The sequence below is a fragment of the Methanoregula sp. genome (assembly GCF_049518935.1).
GTDB lineage: Archaea > Halobacteriota > Methanomicrobia > Methanomicrobiales > Methanospirillaceae > Methanoregula.
This window is the reverse complement of record NZ_JBEKRH010000033.1, coordinates 1-17,090: the sequence shown is the minus strand read 5'-3', so window position 1 is coordinate 17,090 and position 17,090 is coordinate 1. Positions and strand designations below refer to the sequence as shown.

General features: G+C 55.0%; 20 protein-coding genes. 4 read left to right on the top strand and 16 right to left on the bottom strand.

What is annotated here, in order from left to right:
• The 6 genes from ABSE13_RS12635 to ABSE13_RS12610 all read right to left on the bottom strand — a co-directional run.
• Positions 1–1,139 (bottom strand): tRNA pseudouridine(54/55) synthase Pus10 (locus ABSE13_RS12635; protein ID WP_424028872.1); only part of this gene is annotated, 1,139 nt, incomplete at its 3' end.
• Positions 1,130–1,708 (bottom strand): tRNA (pseudouridine(54)-N(1))-methyltransferase TrmY, encoded by a 579-nt coding sequence (trmY, locus tag ABSE13_RS12630; protein WP_424028871.1) that lies wholly within the window; start codon positions 1,706–1,708, stop codon positions 1,130–1,132. The genes trmY and ABSE13_RS12635, both read right to left, overlap by 10 nt.
• A gap of 1 nt (position 1,709) precedes the next feature.
• A complete protein-coding gene (locus ABSE13_RS12625) occupies positions 1,710–3,035 on the bottom strand; it encodes a signal recognition particle protein Srp54 (protein WP_424028873.1) in 1,326 nt (441 codons plus the stop codon).
• Positions 3,035–4,099 (bottom strand): signal recognition particle-docking protein FtsY, encoded by a 1,065-nt coding sequence (gene ftsY / locus ABSE13_RS12620; RefSeq protein ID WP_424028870.1) that lies wholly within the window; start codon positions 4,097–4,099, stop codon positions 3,035–3,037. The genes ABSE13_RS12625 and ftsY overlap by 1 nt, the downstream gene beginning before the upstream one ends.
• A gap of 17 nt (positions 4,100–4,116) precedes the next feature.
• Positions 4,117–4,569, bottom strand: a complete 453-nt coding sequence (gene pfdA, locus ABSE13_RS12615; protein ID WP_424028869.1) for a prefoldin subunit alpha — start codon at positions 4,567–4,569, stop codon at positions 4,117–4,119.
• Positions 4,570–4,734: 165 nt separating this feature from the next.
• Positions 4,735–5,826, bottom strand: a complete 1,092-nt coding sequence (locus tag ABSE13_RS12610) for a sensor histidine kinase (RefSeq protein ID WP_424028868.1) — start codon at positions 5,824–5,826, stop codon at positions 4,735–4,737.
• A gap of 190 nt (positions 5,827–6,016) precedes the next feature.
• Between ABSE13_RS12610 and ABSE13_RS12605 the strand changes: the two genes are divergently transcribed.
• Both ABSE13_RS12605 and ABSE13_RS12600 read left to right on the top strand, forming a co-directional pair.
• Positions 6,017–7,459 carry a saccharopine dehydrogenase NADP-binding domain-containing protein gene (locus ABSE13_RS12605; protein ID WP_424028867.1) on the top strand — a complete coding sequence of 481 codons (1,443 nt, stop codon included), beginning with the start codon at positions 6,017–6,019 and terminating at the stop codon, positions 7,457–7,459.
• Positions 7,460–7,471: 12 nt separating this feature from the next.
• The gene (locus ABSE13_RS12600; RefSeq protein ID WP_424028866.1) at positions 7,472–8,689 is read left to right on the top strand and encodes a type III PLP-dependent enzyme; all 1,218 of its coding nucleotides are present in this window, start codon (positions 7,472–7,474) and stop codon (positions 8,687–8,689) included.
• Between the two features lie 296 nt (positions 8,690–8,985).
• Here the strand turns inward: ABSE13_RS12600 and ABSE13_RS12595 are convergent, their stop codons facing one another.
• Positions 8,986–9,912 carry a response regulator gene (locus ABSE13_RS12595; RefSeq protein ID WP_424028865.1) on the bottom strand — a complete coding sequence of 309 codons (927 nt, stop codon included), beginning with the start codon at positions 9,910–9,912 and terminating at the stop codon, positions 8,986–8,988.
• Between the two features lie 415 nt (positions 9,913–10,327).
• Between ABSE13_RS12595 and ABSE13_RS12590 the strand changes: the two genes are divergently transcribed.
• Positions 10,328–11,110, top strand: coding sequence for a helix-turn-helix transcriptional regulator (locus tag ABSE13_RS12590; RefSeq protein ID WP_424028864.1), 783 nt, complete (start codon positions 10,328–10,330; stop codon positions 11,108–11,110).
• Here ABSE13_RS12590 and ABSE13_RS12585 read toward each other — a convergent pair.
• A complete protein-coding gene (locus tag ABSE13_RS12585) occupies positions 11,107–11,976 on the bottom strand; it encodes a UbiA family prenyltransferase (RefSeq protein WP_424028863.1) in 870 nt (289 codons plus the stop codon). The genes ABSE13_RS12590 and ABSE13_RS12585 overlap by 4 nt on opposite strands.
• Before the next feature lie 190 nt (positions 11,977–12,166).
• Here ABSE13_RS12585 and ABSE13_RS12580 point away from each other — a divergent pair, with 190 nt between their 5' ends.
• Positions 12,167–12,331 carry a hypothetical protein gene (locus tag ABSE13_RS12580; RefSeq protein ID WP_424028862.1) on the top strand — a complete coding sequence of 55 codons (165 nt, stop codon included), beginning with the start codon at positions 12,167–12,169 and terminating at the stop codon, positions 12,329–12,331.
• Positions 12,332–12,618: 287 nt separating this feature from the next.
• Here ABSE13_RS12580 and ABSE13_RS12575 read toward each other — a convergent pair whose 3' ends face one another.
• The 8 genes from ABSE13_RS12575 to ABSE13_RS12540 form a co-directional block, all read right to left on the bottom strand.
• A complete protein-coding gene (locus ABSE13_RS12575; protein ID WP_424028861.1) occupies positions 12,619–13,362 on the bottom strand; it encodes a hypothetical protein in 744 nt (247 codons plus the stop codon).
• An 845-nt stretch (positions 13,363–14,207) separates the two neighbouring features.
• A complete protein-coding gene (gene rpl18a, locus ABSE13_RS12570; RefSeq protein WP_424028860.1) occupies positions 14,208–14,402 on the bottom strand; it encodes a 50S ribosomal protein L18Ae in 195 nt (64 codons plus the stop codon).
• A 6-nt stretch (positions 14,403–14,408) separates the two neighbouring features.
• Positions 14,409–15,071, bottom strand: a complete 663-nt coding sequence (locus ABSE13_RS12565; protein WP_424028859.1) for a translation initiation factor IF-6 — start codon at positions 15,069–15,071, stop codon at positions 14,409–14,411.
• Position 15,072: 1 nt separating this feature from the next.
• On the bottom strand, positions 15,073–15,339 hold the full coding sequence (locus ABSE13_RS12560; RefSeq protein ID WP_424028858.1) for a 50S ribosomal protein L31e: 267 nt from the start codon (positions 15,337–15,339) through the stop codon (positions 15,073–15,075).
• Positions 15,340–15,342: 3 nt separating this feature from the next.
• On the bottom strand, positions 15,343–15,495 hold the full coding sequence (locus ABSE13_RS12555; protein WP_292542105.1) for a 50S ribosomal protein L39e: 153 nt from the start codon (positions 15,493–15,495) through the stop codon (positions 15,343–15,345).
• Positions 15,496–15,510: 15 nt separating this feature from the next.
• A complete protein-coding gene (locus ABSE13_RS12550; protein WP_424028857.1) occupies positions 15,511–16,101 on the bottom strand; it encodes a DUF7411 family protein in 591 nt (196 codons plus the stop codon).
• The gene (locus ABSE13_RS12545) at positions 16,101–16,439 is read right to left on the bottom strand and encodes a DNA-binding protein (RefSeq protein ID WP_424028856.1); all 339 of its coding nucleotides are present in this window, start codon (positions 16,437–16,439) and stop codon (positions 16,101–16,103) included. The genes ABSE13_RS12550 and ABSE13_RS12545 overlap by 1 nt, the downstream gene beginning before the upstream one ends.
• Before the next feature lie 9 nt (positions 16,440–16,448).
• Positions 16,449–17,045, bottom strand: coding sequence for a 30S ribosomal protein S19e (locus ABSE13_RS12540; RefSeq protein ID WP_424028855.1), 597 nt, complete (start codon positions 17,043–17,045; stop codon positions 16,449–16,451).
• Between the last annotated feature and the right edge of the window lie 45 nt (positions 17,046–17,090).

Here is a 17,090-nt window from a genome sequence, read left to right as displayed (position 1 = left end):
CTGCCTGAGTCCCCGGATACGAGTTCTTTGATGTAGAGGCCGGCTTCGCCCAGGACTTCGACAACAAATTTGCCGTCCTGTTCCCCCACACACTCGATATCGAGGACCCTTCGCTCCCGGATTTTATCGGCTCTCCGGTGAGCAACCCTTTCGGGCGTGCGCTGGTATATTGTGACGCCCTGTAAGGTTTTTACGGCTTTTGCGAACTCTTCCGCAGGTAATGCGCCTTCAACTTCGACTAGGATCCTGTATTTTTTATGCGCTTTGTTTGATTTAAGGGTTTCCACCTCCGGACGGTCCGCCCAGCGTTTAATCGCAACGGAAACACGCCCGTCCGCAGTCCGGTTGATCTCCGCTTCGAGCACCGCAAGGTCGATGGAACGCTTCTTTGGCGAGACCACTTCAAGGATGAAGGGTCGGCCGGTCCCGATCATCCGGGCATCGATATCCTCGCGCCCCGCACCGTGCAGGACTGCGTTCTCTGCATCGAACATCTCTATGACCGGTCTGCCGATCAGTTCCTCAACAGAGTCGAGGTACTGGGCGCCGGTGAAGTTGCATTTCTCGCACCCTGCTCCCCGGCAGGCACGGCAGTCCCAGTGGGTCTGCGGGATGCCCCGCTCGAACTTCTGGTACCTCCCGTAGAAGAAGACCGAGTTGATCTGCACCTCGACCGTGCCGGTGGCAGGATCAAGGATCGTGACCACTTCGGGCGTCTTGAAGTCAACAACCTTGCCGGTTTTTGCCGACACAGCCTTGCCCACTTCACGGTTTACTTCCGATTTAAAAGGCTCGGGTTCGGCAAGCGAAAGATCGCTCCAGACCATCTCTTCGTTCTCGGCGATCATGGGAGGCACCCGGCATCCGGCAAGGAACGTGGTGAACTCGATATTCTTCGTGGCCTCGATAACCCGGTCCGCCCAGAGCGACACATCATCGAAGAAGTTGCCGCAGACCCAGCAGGTACCGGCCGGTTTTTTATAGGGCTGGTTCGTGTCGAGAGCGAGTACTACCCGGAGGCCCTTACCGCGCTCATCGTTTGAGAGCCCGTGCGAGCGTTTGCCAAAGAACCTCCCGAGACAGTGATCGCAACACTCCCCGTACGCGAGAATCTCCGTTACTTTCTTGTCTATTTCCATCCGCTTATCCTCCGGTCCAGTTCATTGTGTAATACGGTAATCGTATGATCCGCGTGCAGGCATTTTGGCCCGACCGAGATCCGGGGGCAGTCCCGGATCAATTCTTCTTCCGCTGCTGCAAAGTTCAGGTGGTCGGAGAGCAGGAATGCATCCGGGAGTGCATCCACAGTCCGGACATCCATTCCCTGTTCATCCATCACAGCGAACCGGTGTTCGCCGGCCAGCCGCTCGAGCCCGCCTTTCCGCACCGATACTCCGTCCGCCCCCTCACGAAATTCACTCCCGCACGGGATATCAATAACTTTCTTGATCAGCGCACCCGCACTCCGCTCATCGGGCGAAAGCGACCTTACCGCTTCCCCGGAGAACTTTACGGTCTTTGGCCCGGACGGGGCCCCGAGCAGGACAAGGTAGCAGTCCACGTCGCGGCGCAGGTCATGCGAGAGGAAGAGCGAGGCGTTCACGCACCGGCAGAGCACGTCCATCCGCCCGCCACTGCCCGGCAGGTCATTGAGCGAGAAGCCCCCGTCCGTCCGGGCCAGGTGCCCGATGATGGCAAACGCGGTCATCTCACTGCATTCCGGAGAAGCGTTTCATCAGGCGCTGCATGTTGAACTTCCCGCCGCTTGCGCCCCGCAGGCCCTTGAGGGTCCGCTGCATCATCTTGTAGTACTTCAGGAGCTCCCGCACCTCGTCAGGTGTTGCACCGGCCCCGTGTGCAATCCGCTGCATGCGGGAACTGTTGATCAGGGTGGGTTCATCGAGTTCCCCCGGAGTCATTGAATCCATGATGATCCGGTACCGGACCATCTTCGTGCTGGTGACATCGTACACGCCTTCCGGCAGCTGCATGTTGCCAAGCGGGAGCATCCCCATGATCTGTTTTAAGGGGCCCATCTTATTGAGGGCTTCGAGCTGTTTGTACATGTCGCGAAGGGTGAACTTACCCTTCATCATCGCATCGACATCCACATCTCCGGGACTGATCACCTCGTTCGCCTTCTCCATCAGCGCCTTGAGATCGCCCATCCCGAGCATCCGGGATATGAACCCGTCGGGATCGAACCGCTCGAGATCCTCGATCGTCTCCCCGCTGCCGATGAAAGCGATACCACTCTTGGTCTCAGCGACAGCAGACAGGGCACCGCCCCCTTTTGCGGTACCGTCCATCTTGGTGATGATCACCCCGTCGATTCCGATCGCCTCGTGGAACCGCCGGGCCTGTTCGCTCGCCTGCTGGCCGAGCGCCGCATCGATCACGAGCCAGCGGTGGGTAGCCTTGGTGATCACATTGAGTTCGATGATCTCCGCAATGAGATCTGCCTCGAGCGCATGCCGGCCCTGCGTATCCACGATGATCAGTTCCTGGTCCTTTAAGGCAGCGAGACCTTCGCGGGTGAGCTTGATCGCATCTTTCTCTGAAGGGTTCCCGAAGCAGGGGACATTGATCCTGCCGCAGAGGGTTGCAATCTGGTCGTAAGCGCCCGGCCGGAACGTATCGGCGCAGATCACGCCGACTTTCATGCCCTTCTTCTGGAAGTAGCGGGCGAGTTTCGCCGTGGTTGTGGTCTTGCCACTTCCCTGCAGGCCCGCCATCAGGATCGTCTGGGGTTCGAGCCGGACCTCGGTCGAGGCCCAGACAAGGCGCACCAGTTCCTGGTACACGATCCGGAGCACGTGCTCGCGGACGTTCATGCCCTTTTGGACCTCTTCGTCAAGTGAACGGGTCCGGATCGCTTTAGAGAGCTCTATCACGAGCTTGACATTGACATCCGATGAGATCAGAGCCCGCTGGAGGTCCTTGACCAGTTCGTCGACTGCGGCCCGGTCGACAACGCTCTTGCCGGCGAGTTTTTTGAGTGCGTCCTTTAAGGATGTGGAAAGGCCGTCGAGCATCATGCACCCCCGTCCAGCAGCTCGTCGACAACCCGTACCGGTTCGAACGGCAGGATGTCATCGTAAGCCTGACCAACGCCAAGGAACATCAGGGGTTTCCCGATCGTGTGGGCGATCGAGATCGCTGCACCGCCGCGGGAGTCCATGTCCGCCTTGGTCAGGACCACCGCATCGGCGCCGACCGTCTTGTCGAACTCGAAGGCCCGGGTGACCGCATCGTTGCCGGCAACCGCCTCGTCGACATACACTACGAGATCGGGCTTCATCACGCGCTTGATCTTCTCGAGCTGGCTCATCAGGTTCGCCTTGTTATGGAACCGGCCCGCGGTGTCGGCAAGTACGACATCGAGATTATGGGAGATGGCGTACTGGACGGTATCGAAGAGCACGGCAGAAGGATCCGCTCCTTCCTGGTGCTGGATCACCCGGATCCCGATCCGTTCGGCATGTACTGCAATCTGTTCGATTGCACCGGCCCGGTAGGTATCCCCCGCCCCGATAACAACAGTGAAACCTTCTTTCTTGAGATAGGCCCCGATCTTCGCAACGGTCGTGGTCTTCCCGGTCCCGTTGACTCCGGTGAAGAGGATCTTCACCGGGCGGTTGTGGGTTTGGATATAGTCTTTGAGATCGAACCCCTTGCCAAGGACATCCAGCAGGGCAGACCGGAGGGCGCCCACGACCAGGGCATCCACGGATTCACCGATCTTCCGGTGCTTCCCGACGAGGTTCTTCCGCACACTCGCGATGATCGCATCGGTCGCCGGGAGGGCTACATCGCTTTCAAGGAGAGTCATCTCCAGTTCCGAGAGAGCATCAGCCACATCCTTCTCAGAGACCACGAGCTCCCGGTCCTTGATGAGGATCTTCACCTTTTCGACAAAACCCGGGGCGGCTGGCGTTGAGGAGGGGTCCGGGGCGGTCTCCGCTACCGGTTGCGGGGAAGCTGAAACAGGTTCTCTACCCGTGCTCCCGCCCGCATCCTGTGTAGCGGCCGCTGCCTGGATGCTGCCGCCAAGCCGTTCCCGTGCGGCTCGCAGTTTGTCGCGAAGTCCCCCGAACATGTAGGTAATATCCCAGGTTATTCAGGAATCTGGCCTGCTGCCATCGCCTGCTGGTAGCCGGACTCGATCCGTTTGTTGATCTCGTTCATCTGGCCCCTGAGACGGTCAAGCGTCTCCGAGACCCTCTTCTGAGAGGCTTCCATCTCCATGATCCGCTCTTTTAAGAACTCCACAGCGTCCTTATTCGGGCGCTCTACTATCACGTCGGAGCCGATCGCGAGCAGGACCTTTTCGGGTTCCATTACCTTTGCCCGGACACTTGCCCCGCCACCAATCTGGAGAAGGACTGTGCCATCCCCGGCCACGAGCATCGCCTCGAGAGCCTCGATGGCAGCATGCGCCTCCAGCCTGCCATTCTCCAGCATCTGGAGCTGGTTGACAAAGATCTCTGCCTGTTGCCCGTATTCCTGCAGGTAATTCTGGAGCATCATCAGTTCACGCTGGTCTATGGGTCCGTTCTTGTCTGCCAAAATCTGCCACCCCTCAAAACGATAACTATCGATAGAATACCGATATAATTGTCACTCCTGATATGTATGTTCTCCATCACCATAAATACATCATTGTAGGAAAGGAAGGCGAACACCAGCGGGGAGACAGACAACCGTTGCAGGTAACCGGGTAATGGGGAAAACTCATGACTCGGTGCCGGAAAACCGGTATTTTTCTTTGGGTATGAAGATCTCGAACAGGACACCTGTTTCGTATACGCCCGACTCCTTCATGGTCAGACCGGTGATGGCAAGGATCTCCCGTATCAGGAAGAGGCCAAGGCCGGTGTTCTTCCCAAACCCTTTCTCGAAGATCCGCTCCTTGTCCTCGTCGTGCACACCAACCCCGTCGTCCGCGTACTCGATCGCAATCTCCCCGAGGCCGTACTGGAGGGTAGAGATCGTGATGTGCCGGACCCGCTCCCCGTGGCGGAGGGAATTGTCGATCAGGTTCTCGAACACTTTTTCCAGAAGCGGGTCTGCATACACTTCGAGCCCGTCCAGCCTGAGTTCCAGGTCAACCTGCGGGGGAATAAGAGGGCGGAGCCCCTCGAGAATTGTACTGACGTTCTGCCACTGCGGGGTCTGTACCCCGATCTCTTCATAGTTCTTCGTGAATTCGATCTGCCGCTGGATATTCTGCGCTGCCCAGTCTGCCTTGCCAAGAAGGGAAAGGACATCTGCATCGGTGATCTTCATCTTCGAAAGTTCCAGGAACGCAACGAGGGCCATCAGCTGGTTCCGGATATCGTGCCGGGTGATGCTCGCAAGGAGGCCGATTTTTTTATTGGCGATGCCGGTCGCTTCCTCGGATCTCCCGAGCTGGAGGTTGATCTCCACAAGATCACGGTTCTGCTGTTCCAGCAGCTCCCGGTAACAGTTCATCAGCTCGATAAAAGAACCGACAATGAATGCAACAATGACGAGTATCAGGGTACGGAGGAGGGACTCCGGGGAGATGGAGCCCGTGATTATCCAGCTGACCCCAATCTGAAGGCCCCCCAGGAATAATGCCACCCAGACCGCCCTCCGCCCGTACCAGAAACCGGCAAAGACAACGACCAGGTAGTAAAACTGCGTGTAGACAACAGAAATCTTCAGGAAGTAGTGGATGACGAGCTCGAAGGTGAGACCGGTGAGGATCAGGACGGCAAGCGCATACGGTTTGACATTGTCCAGTGCCTGCCACCAGGATTCACGGGTCCTGCACAGATCCGCCGGTCTCCTTTCATCCATGTACGTTATCTCCTGCGATGTACTGGTATGGGGGCATGTAAAAGTCTTTGCAGGATCACACGAAACCAATCGGGGCTCCGACTGCACCCATATCCCGGTGAACAGGTCTTTTATCACCAGTTTATTAGGTAAAAAAACAAACGGGAGAGTGCGAATATACGTCAGCATATAAAAATAAAGGAGGGTTGCGGTGGAATTCAAGAACAAAGTCCTGATCATCGGGTATGGCGCGGTATCCAAATGCATGTTCCCGATCCTGCTCCGGCATGTGAACATCCCCCTGGAACATATCACGATCATCGATTTCAAAGACAAGTCAACAGATCTCAAAGCCTGGACCACGCGTGGCCTCCAGTTTTACAAAAAGAAAGTATCGCCAAAAAACCTCAAAGAAATACTCTCCGAGCATCTCTCGCCCGGCGGTCTCCTGATCGATCTTGCCTGGAACATCGACTGCTGCGAGATCGTGCAGTGGTGTCATGACAACGATGTCCTGTACGTGAACACCTCGGTCGAGGCCTGGGATCCCGATTCCGAGAAGTTTACGGCGACTCCCTACGAAAAGACGCTCTATTTCCGGCAGATGAAACTCATGGAGCTGACCCGGGACTGGAAGGATGCCACCACCTGTGTTGTCGACCATGGCGCAAACCCCGGGCTGATCTCCCATTTTGCCAAGAAAGGGCTGGTCGATATCGCCGAGCGGATGATCGCTGACGGGATCGCAACCGACCCGGACCGGATCAGGTCCCTGATCAGGGAGCAGGATTACGCTGCGCTGGCCATGGAGACAGGTATCAGGGTGATCCACTGTTCAGAGCACGATACCCAGATATCCCGGTCCCCCAAGAAGATGGATGAGTTTGTCGGCACCTGGTGCATAGAAGGGCTCAGAGAGGAAGGAACCGCCCCGGCCGAGATCGGCTGGGGAACCCACGAGAAAGAGCTGCCTCCCCAGGCAATCATCCCCCCGGTCGGCCCAAAGAACGGGATCCTCCTGCCCCGGATGGGAATCAATACCTGGGTCCGGTCCTGGATCCCCCACCAGGAGATTGTGGGCATGGTCATCCGTCATGGCGAGGCATTCGGCATCTCCGACCGCTGGACGGTCTGGAAAGACGGGACGGCGATCTACCGGCCGACCGTCCACTATGCGTACATGCCCTGCGATGCCACGATCGCCTCCATCCACGAACTGCGCGCCCGTAATTACGAGCTCCAGCCCACGCTCCGGATTATGAGCGACCGGGAGATCGTCTCCGGGGCAGATATTCTCGGGGCTCTTCTGATGGGCCACCCGTACAAGTCCTGGTGGACAGGCAGTATCCTCCCGATTGACGAGGCCAAGAAACTCGCGCCAGGCCAGAATGCGACCACCATCCAGGTCGCGCTCGGGGTGGTCAGCGCGGTGATGTGGATGATCGAGCACCCGAAGATGGGGTTCTGCCTTCCCGATGACCTGCCGTACGAGTTTGTCCTCGGGATCGCCGTACCCTACCTCGGCGAACTCTGGTCAGGACCGTCCGACTGGACACCGCTGAAAAACCGCGTGGTCTACTTCAAGGAGAACCCGGAGAACATTTACGACCATGAAGATATCTGGCAATTCAAAAACTTCTTATTCGTGCAATAAATCAATCATATAATGACAAAAACTGCGGTCGACACCAAGAAGAGACGGAAGAAGAAAGGGACCGAGGAGACCCCCGTGCACCATATCGGGAAGTCACGGCTGGAACTGCTGCGGACACTCACCCACGAGCACGGCACCCCTATCTTTGTTATCGATCATGAAAAAATCCGGGAAAACTACCGGGAATTCCGGGAGCATATGCCGGATGTTCAGGTCTATTTTGCCGTCAAGGCGAACTCCAACCCCGATATTGTGAAAACCCTCTATGACATGGGCTGCAGCTTCGATGTTGCCTCCATGCCGGAGTTCATGATCGTGTACGAGAACATCAAGTCGATGCCAAAGAAGGAACGGCTCGCATGGATCTGGGACAAGATCATCTACGCAAACACGATCAAGCCGATCGAGACCCTCGAGGCGCTCGACCAGTACAAACCCCTCGTCACATTCGACAACATCTACGAGATTAATAAGATCAAGGAACATGCACCCCATGCCGGGGTCGTGCTCCGGATCCGGGTACCCAACACCGGTTCGATGGTCGAGCTCTCCTCCAAGTTCGGGGCCCACCCGGGCGAAGCGGTAGACCTTATCGTATCGGCATTCGATATGGGCCTCGAAGTGGAAGGACTGAGTTTCCACGTGGGCAGCCAGTGCACCAACTTCGAGAACTATATGCAGGCCCTCCAGCTCTCGGCAAATATCATTAAGGAAGTGGAGGAGCGGACAGGGAGGAAGATCCGTATCCTCGACATCGGCGGTGGTTTCCCGGTGAAGTACCATCCCGGGATACGGTCAATCCGGACGCTTGCAAAGAAGCTGAACACCGAGATAAAACGGCTGTTCCCAAAGGACATGCAGATCCTCGCCGAGCCGGGCCGGTTCCTTGTGGCCAACACCTGCACGCTGGTGTCAAAGGTGGTGGGCAAGGCGGTCCGTGACGGCAAGCCCTGCTATTACATCAATGACGGTGTGTACCACACGTATTCCGGGCAGGTGTTCGACCATGTGAATTACCCGGTCCTCTCGTTCAAGGGGGGCGAAACGGCGATCTCAGCGGTCTTCGGACCTACCTGTGATGCCTTCGACACGATCACCCTGTCGGCCGAGCTGCCTGATCTCGATATCGGCGACCTGGTCTACTCGGAGAATATCGGGGCATACTCCCATGCCTCTTCCACGTACTTCAACGGTTTCCCGCCGGCAAAAGTCGTGCATATCAACAAATAACTTTTTTGCGGACGGATTACGCACTTAGTTCCGCGCTTGCTGACAAAGGTTGAGGGCAACACCTGACGGGAACAGCCGTAAATCTGAAGTCTGGGACGGACACTTCGCATAAGGGAGGCCGGACTGGTTCGTAGCGCTCAGGGAAGTAGCCGGAACACCGGAACGTTAAGAAATAACGGGATGTCAGGCACAGGTCAACAGGTCATGAAGGAGCACGAGATAAAAAAGCCTGCCGGACCCGGCATGATCCAGAGATGCGATATCCCGGGACATTTTCATCATTGAATCGTTAAGGATTACGCAATAGTGGGTATCCCGCAGAGATCTTCATGGTTTTTTCCGGGCACATCTTCGGCCCGTGACTGGAGAGGGGTATCAACGAGGGAGGCGATACTGCACCCGGTTGTAGGGATAATCGCTACGGTGGCGGTTAATTTCCTGATCCGCTGGCCTTTTGTGATTAATCGGAAGTCGAAGTGGTTTATCGCTGGAATCGATCCCCTGCGCAGGAGAAGGAAGAGATCAAACAGTTTTTCACTACTTTCACCATCCATAACGTCAGTCAAGTGTAAAACACCCTCAACCTCATTCTTTGGGTATCCGGTCAAACGTGAAAACTCATTATTGACACTGGAGATCATCATGTCATCTTCAAGCGTCATGATTGCTGTCCCGGAATGTTCAAAGAGAGTCCGGTAATGCAGCTCTGTCTCCCGCAATGCAGCTTCGGCTCGCCTCCTTCGCGAGGCTTCCCGGATCTTATGCTCAAGTTCCGCGAATTGTGCTTTTGGAGATCCACCCTTCTGGATATAATAGGTAGCCCCATGGTTAATGGCCTCGATCACGACTTCCTCCCTGCCCTTACCGGTGAAGAGAATGAAAGGGATTGTGCATCCGGACTCCTGGAGGATCTTCAGGAATCCAATACCATCAATATCGGGCATCTGGTAATCGGAGAGGATTACATCAAAGCTAAATGTTTTTAAGATCATGAGAGCATCCCGGACGCTGGCGACCGTAGTCACGCACATATCCGGCTGGCGTTCGAGATAGAGTTTGCTTACGTTGAGAAGAGTGGAGTCATCATCAACATAAAGGATCGATAACAGGTTATCCTCACTTGTGCTTTTTTTTATGGGGAAACATTCTGGAGAAGCAAGACTCATAACAGTTGCCATTGACCCTGGTTTCGTTTCGATTACATCCGTCCGGAGAGCACTCATCAACAAAGTTGAAGGAGTATCAAATCAATGCTGGGTGATGTGTGGATGTGAAGCACGTTCACGAGAGATCGATACTCCGACAGTGTATCGGAACGGAGATAGTATATTATTATCCGTTTGCTGATTACAATGCCGTAAAATTTTTTAAAGCCATTGTAACGGTCTCCGGCGAAAGACACGGTATGGAATGAATTGTTCCGGTACAGGAGGGAAGACGCCAATCCGGCAGTGATCGCCCCGGTTCTCCCCGGGTCATGCGGCATTTCAGGAGATCGTTTGCATGCAAAAAAAGGAGGCGCCACCTGTGAAGAAACGTGAAAAACGGATAAATTATAATGACAATTAAGATAAAATGCTCAGTCAGGAGGTTTTTTCTTACCATGTAACAACCTCACTACCATAATAATGGTGTGATATGAGCGAGCTCCTGAATGTCATCTCAGCTTCCGATAAACGGCGGAATCTTCTGGTTCTCCTTCACAGCGGGCCAAAGGAATGGGATGATATCAAAAAGATCCTCAAGGTCACTTCTACGGGGATGCTCCCGCAGGTGAAAATCCTCGAAGAGGAGCACCTTATCGAACGGGACGGGAGGAAGTTTTCGCTGACTCCGATAGGCAAAGTGATAGCCACCCAAATGGAGCCCCTTATCCGGACAATGGAAGTCTTCGATAAGAACAGAAAATTCTGGCATGATCACAACATTGGCGTCCTTCCGCATGAGCTCCTCCTCAATATTGGCGACCTCGGGGACTACCAGATCGTTGAGACACTGGATGAGGATCTTTTCAATATCAACCCGTTCCTTGCAAGTCTTGCCGAGGCAAAGAGTATCCGGGGCATTACCCACACGGTGCACCCCAAATTCCCGGAATTTTTTACCGCCATTGCAAAAAAAGGCATCCAGTCATCCCTGATCCTCACGCCGAACGTGTTTAAGATAGTCGCGGAGAATTATACCGATTTTCTCAAAGAGTACCTCGGATGCAGGACCGCATCAATGTACGTATGTAAGGAGAACCTTAAATTCTCGTTTGCACTCAGTGATACCTACTTTTCCCTCTCCCTCTTCTATAATTCCGGTATGTTCGACTCAAAGCATGATATCACCAGCCAGGATGCTTCAGCGCTCAGTTGGGGGGACAGGATTTTCACCTATTACCGGAAACAATCCAGAAAAATTAAGAGTCTTGACTAGGCCGCAAGGCCAGCCCGCAGCAGGAGGCTGATCGCAGACTCCCAGTAGATCACAAACCATCGCATCCTCCGGAAGATCAGGTGTGAGCTCTGTTCAAACGAGGATGAATAGAGGATGAGGAATACCAGGTTGACGACAAAACTGTACACCAGGATCACCCTCTCGTCTGCGATCAGGTGGACAAATACGGCGTATACCATGACCCCGTGAAGTGACACGTGCATGAGGATAAGGACTTTTTTTGTCAGCTCCTCTCCAAGCGTGGCCGGCAGGGTCCGGATACCGGCGGCCAGATCGCCCCGCACATCCTTGAAATCGTTAATACAGGATGTAATGAAGAGTTTGATGCCATAGAAAAGGAAGATAATGAGCACCGTTGTTACAGCATTGCACCAGTGGCTCACGATGAGGGCGATCGTCCCTCCCCAGGTAAGTCCGATGATCGCATTTTTCACCCCGGCTCCTCCTTTGAGCCTCAGGGTGTACGGGCCGACTTTAATACCATGGGTATAGATGTAACCGATTATGAACGGGAAGAACGGTGCAAGGAAGATCCCGTCCTGCAGGAGGATAATGGTGCCAATGAGAAATGCCACGGCACATGCAAAAATGCCGATATTCCCGTTAGCACCGATAAGTTCGCACTTGTTAATCGCATCCTCCCTGCAATCAAGGGCACGGTCAAGAGTGTACGTAGCATAGATGATCAGGGCAAATGCGCAGTACTCAGGGATTCTCATCCCGAGTCCGGCAAGGAGGAAGGCAATGTTCAGCCGGAGTCCTCCGGCAATTGCGACAACCGTGGATGAATTCAGCAGTCGCATAGTCGGTGTGTCAAAGAATGTCACAACTGAGAAAATTTTCACCTGATATATTATTACAATCTCATGAAAAATTACAAGCACGCTATATAAGTGAGACTCGCCGGGTATCAGGGAGAGGCTGGTTTTTTATATCATCTGCCGGTCTGGGGTGAGATCACCCATTCCGGGTCACTACTACGGTAACAACAGGTATCCCGTGGCTCCGGTATTAGTCACATATCAGGAGGCGATAATGGTAGAGACCCTGATGGGGAAAGTAACCCACGTTTACCCAAAAGTGGGTGTAGCGGCAATCGTACTCGATGACCACCTCGCACGCGGCGACCGGATCCATATCCACGGGCACAGTGAGGACTTCCACCAGACCGTAACCTCGCTTGAGATGGACCTCGCTTGAGATGGATCATATACCGGTTACTGAAGCTGACTGCGGGCAGGACATCGGTTTCAGGGTTGATCAGCGGGTCTATGTCGGGGACGTGGTATACCGCGAGCTCTGAGAAATATTCTCTCTTTTTAATCAGCGTTCTGGCATCCTGCCGTTTCCGCGTATCAATTCGATCCCCCCGTTCACCTCCGGGTTGTCCCGGTGCCTGTACGGTAACCCGGGCCGGCCAAGTACTGTCGATCCATTTCCGGGCACTTGTCACCGGAGGAACCCGGGAAGGGATGGGCAGGTACCATTCACTCCACCACCACCTTCGCATTCGCATCGAACGGGTTCGTCCGCATCGCAAGGCTGAACAGGTACGGGTACGAGCGCTGAAGGTACTCCATGTACTTCAGCCACTCGGGCACCAGCCGGGCATACACCCGCTCCATGTCGCCTTTGAGATGGGCGATGTCTGAGGGAGGGAGCCGCGAGAGATCGTCCCGGGCCTTCAGCTCCTCGGCAAGGTGCGTGACCGCAAGGATCAGGTCCGTGAACGACTCGTGCTCGAAGACCATCGGGTTCTCCACGATACGGAGGAGGAAGTCCTCGATCCCGATGAGAAACTCCCGCATGGCTTCGCGGTCGATGCGATCGGGATCAATGGTACATTTCCAGCCGGCCAGACCCTCGTGTGCTGCCCGGAACCGGTCTGTGGTCCATTCCGGACCTGCTGCCACCTGCTCCTGCAGGGGCCGTGTGCCCGTATCCGCGTTCACGAACCGGGCAATGAGCGGGGTTCCGACCCGGGAAAAGAAGATACCTATCACCATGTTCAGTTTCTCCATCCTTTGCTGCCGTTCCCGGGAGGTGAGCATCGAGTCGATGATCAGCGTCACGCACATAACCTCGACCGGGATAAAGGCAAGGTCCGCGAGGAGATAGGTGAACAGGTAATGGGAGTCCTGGAAGACTATAAGGTGGATTGTCATCAGGAGGAGCGTCAGGGTGACAAGTCCGATACCCACGAACATTTTCCAGCGGAGGTCTTCCTTCATGGGGATACATCAGGCACCGGAGGAGATAAAAAAAACGGAGCTGGAAGCAGGGGGGTCAGCAGTTCGGCCGGAATTGTTGTGTACCCACGCGACCCCCCCACTGCTCTCGTTCCGGCAAGCAGGGACGGGCGGTTCACATCACCGGTACTAAAGGGCGCGATCGTTTTTCGCTAGAACATCCGTTCATCTACAAACCACGGGAGAAGAATCAAAAGAGCATTAAAATGAGGGTTCCCCGCCTCAGGGCCTCTCCGAGGCACGGCGGGGCAGGAGGTTTCTTGATGTTGTTATCAATACAATTACTATGCCTCCTATGTCATATGAAGAAAAAACACTTGATTTGCAGATTTATCAACTTGGAGTTACGACCGTTTTGACGGTAGCCGCTTATTTATATGTTGCTGGGATAATACCCGCAAATGGGGGAATAATAGGGTCATGTTTGGCCATAATTGGTGGTGGAGTAATTGGTTGCGTATAACGCTGTGTCATAGAAAATATCTTCCGTGAAACAACTCCTGAACTTGCCTACTAGAAGAATTACGATTCAATAACATGTTTTTTAGTCAACAATATATTAGTATTGATTACTAAGTAATTGATCCGCCGCGGGGGCGCCCCGTCGGGGGCGGCGGCGTCTCATCGCACCTTTGAGATAGGTAAACCGCATCCTATGTAAAGATGTGATGAACCAAAATTAGCAGGGCTTGGACTCTTGAAGAGAGTGGACCTCACGCCGGTGAAGGAGAGCCAATAACCGGATTCTCAACAATATTCAAAGGCACCGGGAAGCAGTAAACTCCCCATCTGAAAATAAGAGAATAAAAGAAAATTGTTCAAAAACCTTAAACGGCCTTCACTGCATCGATCTTGATGTAGCGCCGCTTCAGGTTGTGCTTGCTGCCGATCACCGTAAAGGTGCGTTCCTTTGCCTGGTTCTCGTTGGGCGCCTCGATCACTTTCGTATACGGCATCCAGTTCTCGCCCATCCGGAACGTGCCCTTCACTTCAAACTTCTGCTCTGCCTTCTGCTCTGTCATGTTACCTCACTCCAGAAAACCAAATATATCCTCTACCCTGCCCAGTTCAAACCCGCTCGTGGCATTGCCTGCAATGTACCCATTCTCATTCACGAGAAGACCGGTACCCACAAGGCCGCTGCCCATGTTGATCGAGCCCGTCCCTACGGGGATCTTTGCGACCGCCTCGATTCGTGCGATCTGCTGGTCGGTGGCCCGCGGGTGGACGATGACGCCCTTGTTCGTGGCAACGCCTGCCATGCCGACGGTCTTGACACCACCGAGCACGAGCGTAAACACCTCGACTTCAAGGAACTCGCCGATCGCATGCATCATGTCGACCGGCATGTCCGGGTGGACTGCTGCAAAGGTATCGTTTGCCATGATCACGTTGCCTGCGGCATTCATCGACTCATGGAGCAGGAACACCTTGCGGTGCTTCGAGAGGATAGCGACTTCCTCTTCGGATGCCAGCCCCGAGACCACGAGGCCCCGGCTGTTGCCGGCCACGAGCGAACCGATGATTGAACTGCCCTGGATCGTAGTCTCTACGAGCTCTACCTGGAGAGCCGCTTTCACTGCCGCTTTATACTCTGCCGGAGATTCCGGGGGGATTATGGCGATATCCCCGACCACCCGGGTAAATACCCCGATGTTCGGATCGCCTGCAAACGTGATCGTTCTTTCCATCTTATGATTCCGGTGCAAGTTCAGCCTGAACCTGCCCGTCCTCCATCTTCATGGCACGGACACGGATCTTTGATGGCGGCTTGGAGCTGCCCCGTGACCATACCTTCTCGTTGATGCCCTGATCGAGCTTGACGTCCTCGCTCTTCATGTGCTTGGCGAGGTACTTCCTGATATCCTTGATCGCGCCGTTGCTCCTCTTCCACCGGGGCATCCGCCGTGCATCCCGCAGGGGGATGATATATACGTGCTCTTCCATCTTCTCTGCCATAGCTCACACCTTCAGCGTGCTCTTGCGCCAGTTTCTTCTCTTCGGGTGCGCCACAACGGCACGCTTGGTCCTGACCATAACCCACTGGGGCACGCGACGGTTCTGGTCGCACGCCTTTGCCAGCCGGATCTTCCTGCCTTTGCTTAATTTGCTCATCTCTGTTCACCTGAATTACGAATTTTTCCTGCCCACCACGAGCGATTGTTCGTGGTGTTTCGGGAACAGGGGGGCGAAATCGAGCCCGCGGGCCCGGAATGCCTCCCGGATCTCTGCTTCATAGTCGCCATTCCTGACTTGGCCGGTCTCCCCGTACTGCACGGTGAGGAACCGATCAACAAGCCGGTCGACTTCGGGCCTGACCCAGCCAAGCAGGGGTCGCACATACGAACACCCTGTCCTGCTTCCCAGGCTCTGGACTGCATCGCGGGCGAGCATCGGGACGCGATCATCAAACCGTGTACCGTCCCCGACCACGCTGTACTCGCCTGCGAGGGCCTCAATGGCTTCCCGGTGTATGCGGTTGATGGCATCGTTCGGATACCCCTTTGCAATCACCAGGTCTACCATCTCGTCCAGCAGTCCTTTTTTGAATACTCTCTTTTTTATGGGAAACCCCAGCACTCCTGCTGCTGCCTCGACCATCGGGATCTGGCGGTCCGGGTCGAACACGAACGTGTTGAGTTCGACCTCGTAATACGTACCCAGCATCATTGCTGCAAGGGAACTGTCCTTACCGCCGCTATACAGCACTCCTGCTTTCATTATCTCCTTGTTATTGAGTAATCCCGTTTGGCCGGTGCAAGCTGCCGGAGCAGCTCCTTGAGCTGTGAATCGGTAATCTTCTTCGCCAGCCGACCACTCTGAGCGAGCTGGATCAGCTGCTGCTCGACCGCACTCGCGAAATCGGGCTTGGTCAGCTTGATGGTATTCAGGCGTTCCCGTGCATCCGGCTCGAGAATCTGCATGAGTATCATCTGGGTCTGAGACTTCTGGCGCTGCTGGCGTTCGAGCTCTTCCTGCATACCCTGTTGATCGCCAGCCTGCTGCTGCAGCTGCGCCATCCTGCGTTTGCGGAGTTCGTTAAGCTCGTCGTCTCCCATAGTGACACCTCACTGGGGTGCTTCTGCCTTGTCGGCTTTCTTCTTTGCCGGCTTCTTCTCAGCCTTGGCACCGTCAACGGCACCTTCAGCTGCAACCTTGTCGCCGCCCTTCTTCTTGCCATCTTTCTTGCCGTCTGCCTTCTTGGCCTCTTCGACAACCGGCTTGGCGCGCTTCGGGACGTTCGGCAACGGGTTCTTCCTTACTTCCTGTGCAAATGCATCGAGGAAGGCCATACCTGCAGGAGAGACTTTCCGGCCGACTTTGTCATGGACAATAAGACCCGCTGCTTCAAGCTGCTGTACCGCCTTGCGCAGGACCGACCCCGAGCCCTTGCGGAATGCATTGGGCCTGGAGCCGCGGTTCTTGTTACCGCCGTAAAAGCTTCGCATCCTCTCGACGCCGATCGGGCCGTCGACATAGACGCGTCTCAACACTGCTGCAACCCGGATAAACCACCAGTCGGGGTCTTCAGGGGGCATCTCTTTGTGAACCCCTGTCTTTGCGAAGGCTGCCCATGCGGGAGGAGTAATCTCCTTCCGCTTCTTGAGCTCCTCGGCGACCGCCCGGATGATGTGGTCTGCGGGGACATCGTATACTGTTGTCATCTACTACCTCACTGTTGAATAATGAAATAACAGTCTTATGTTATT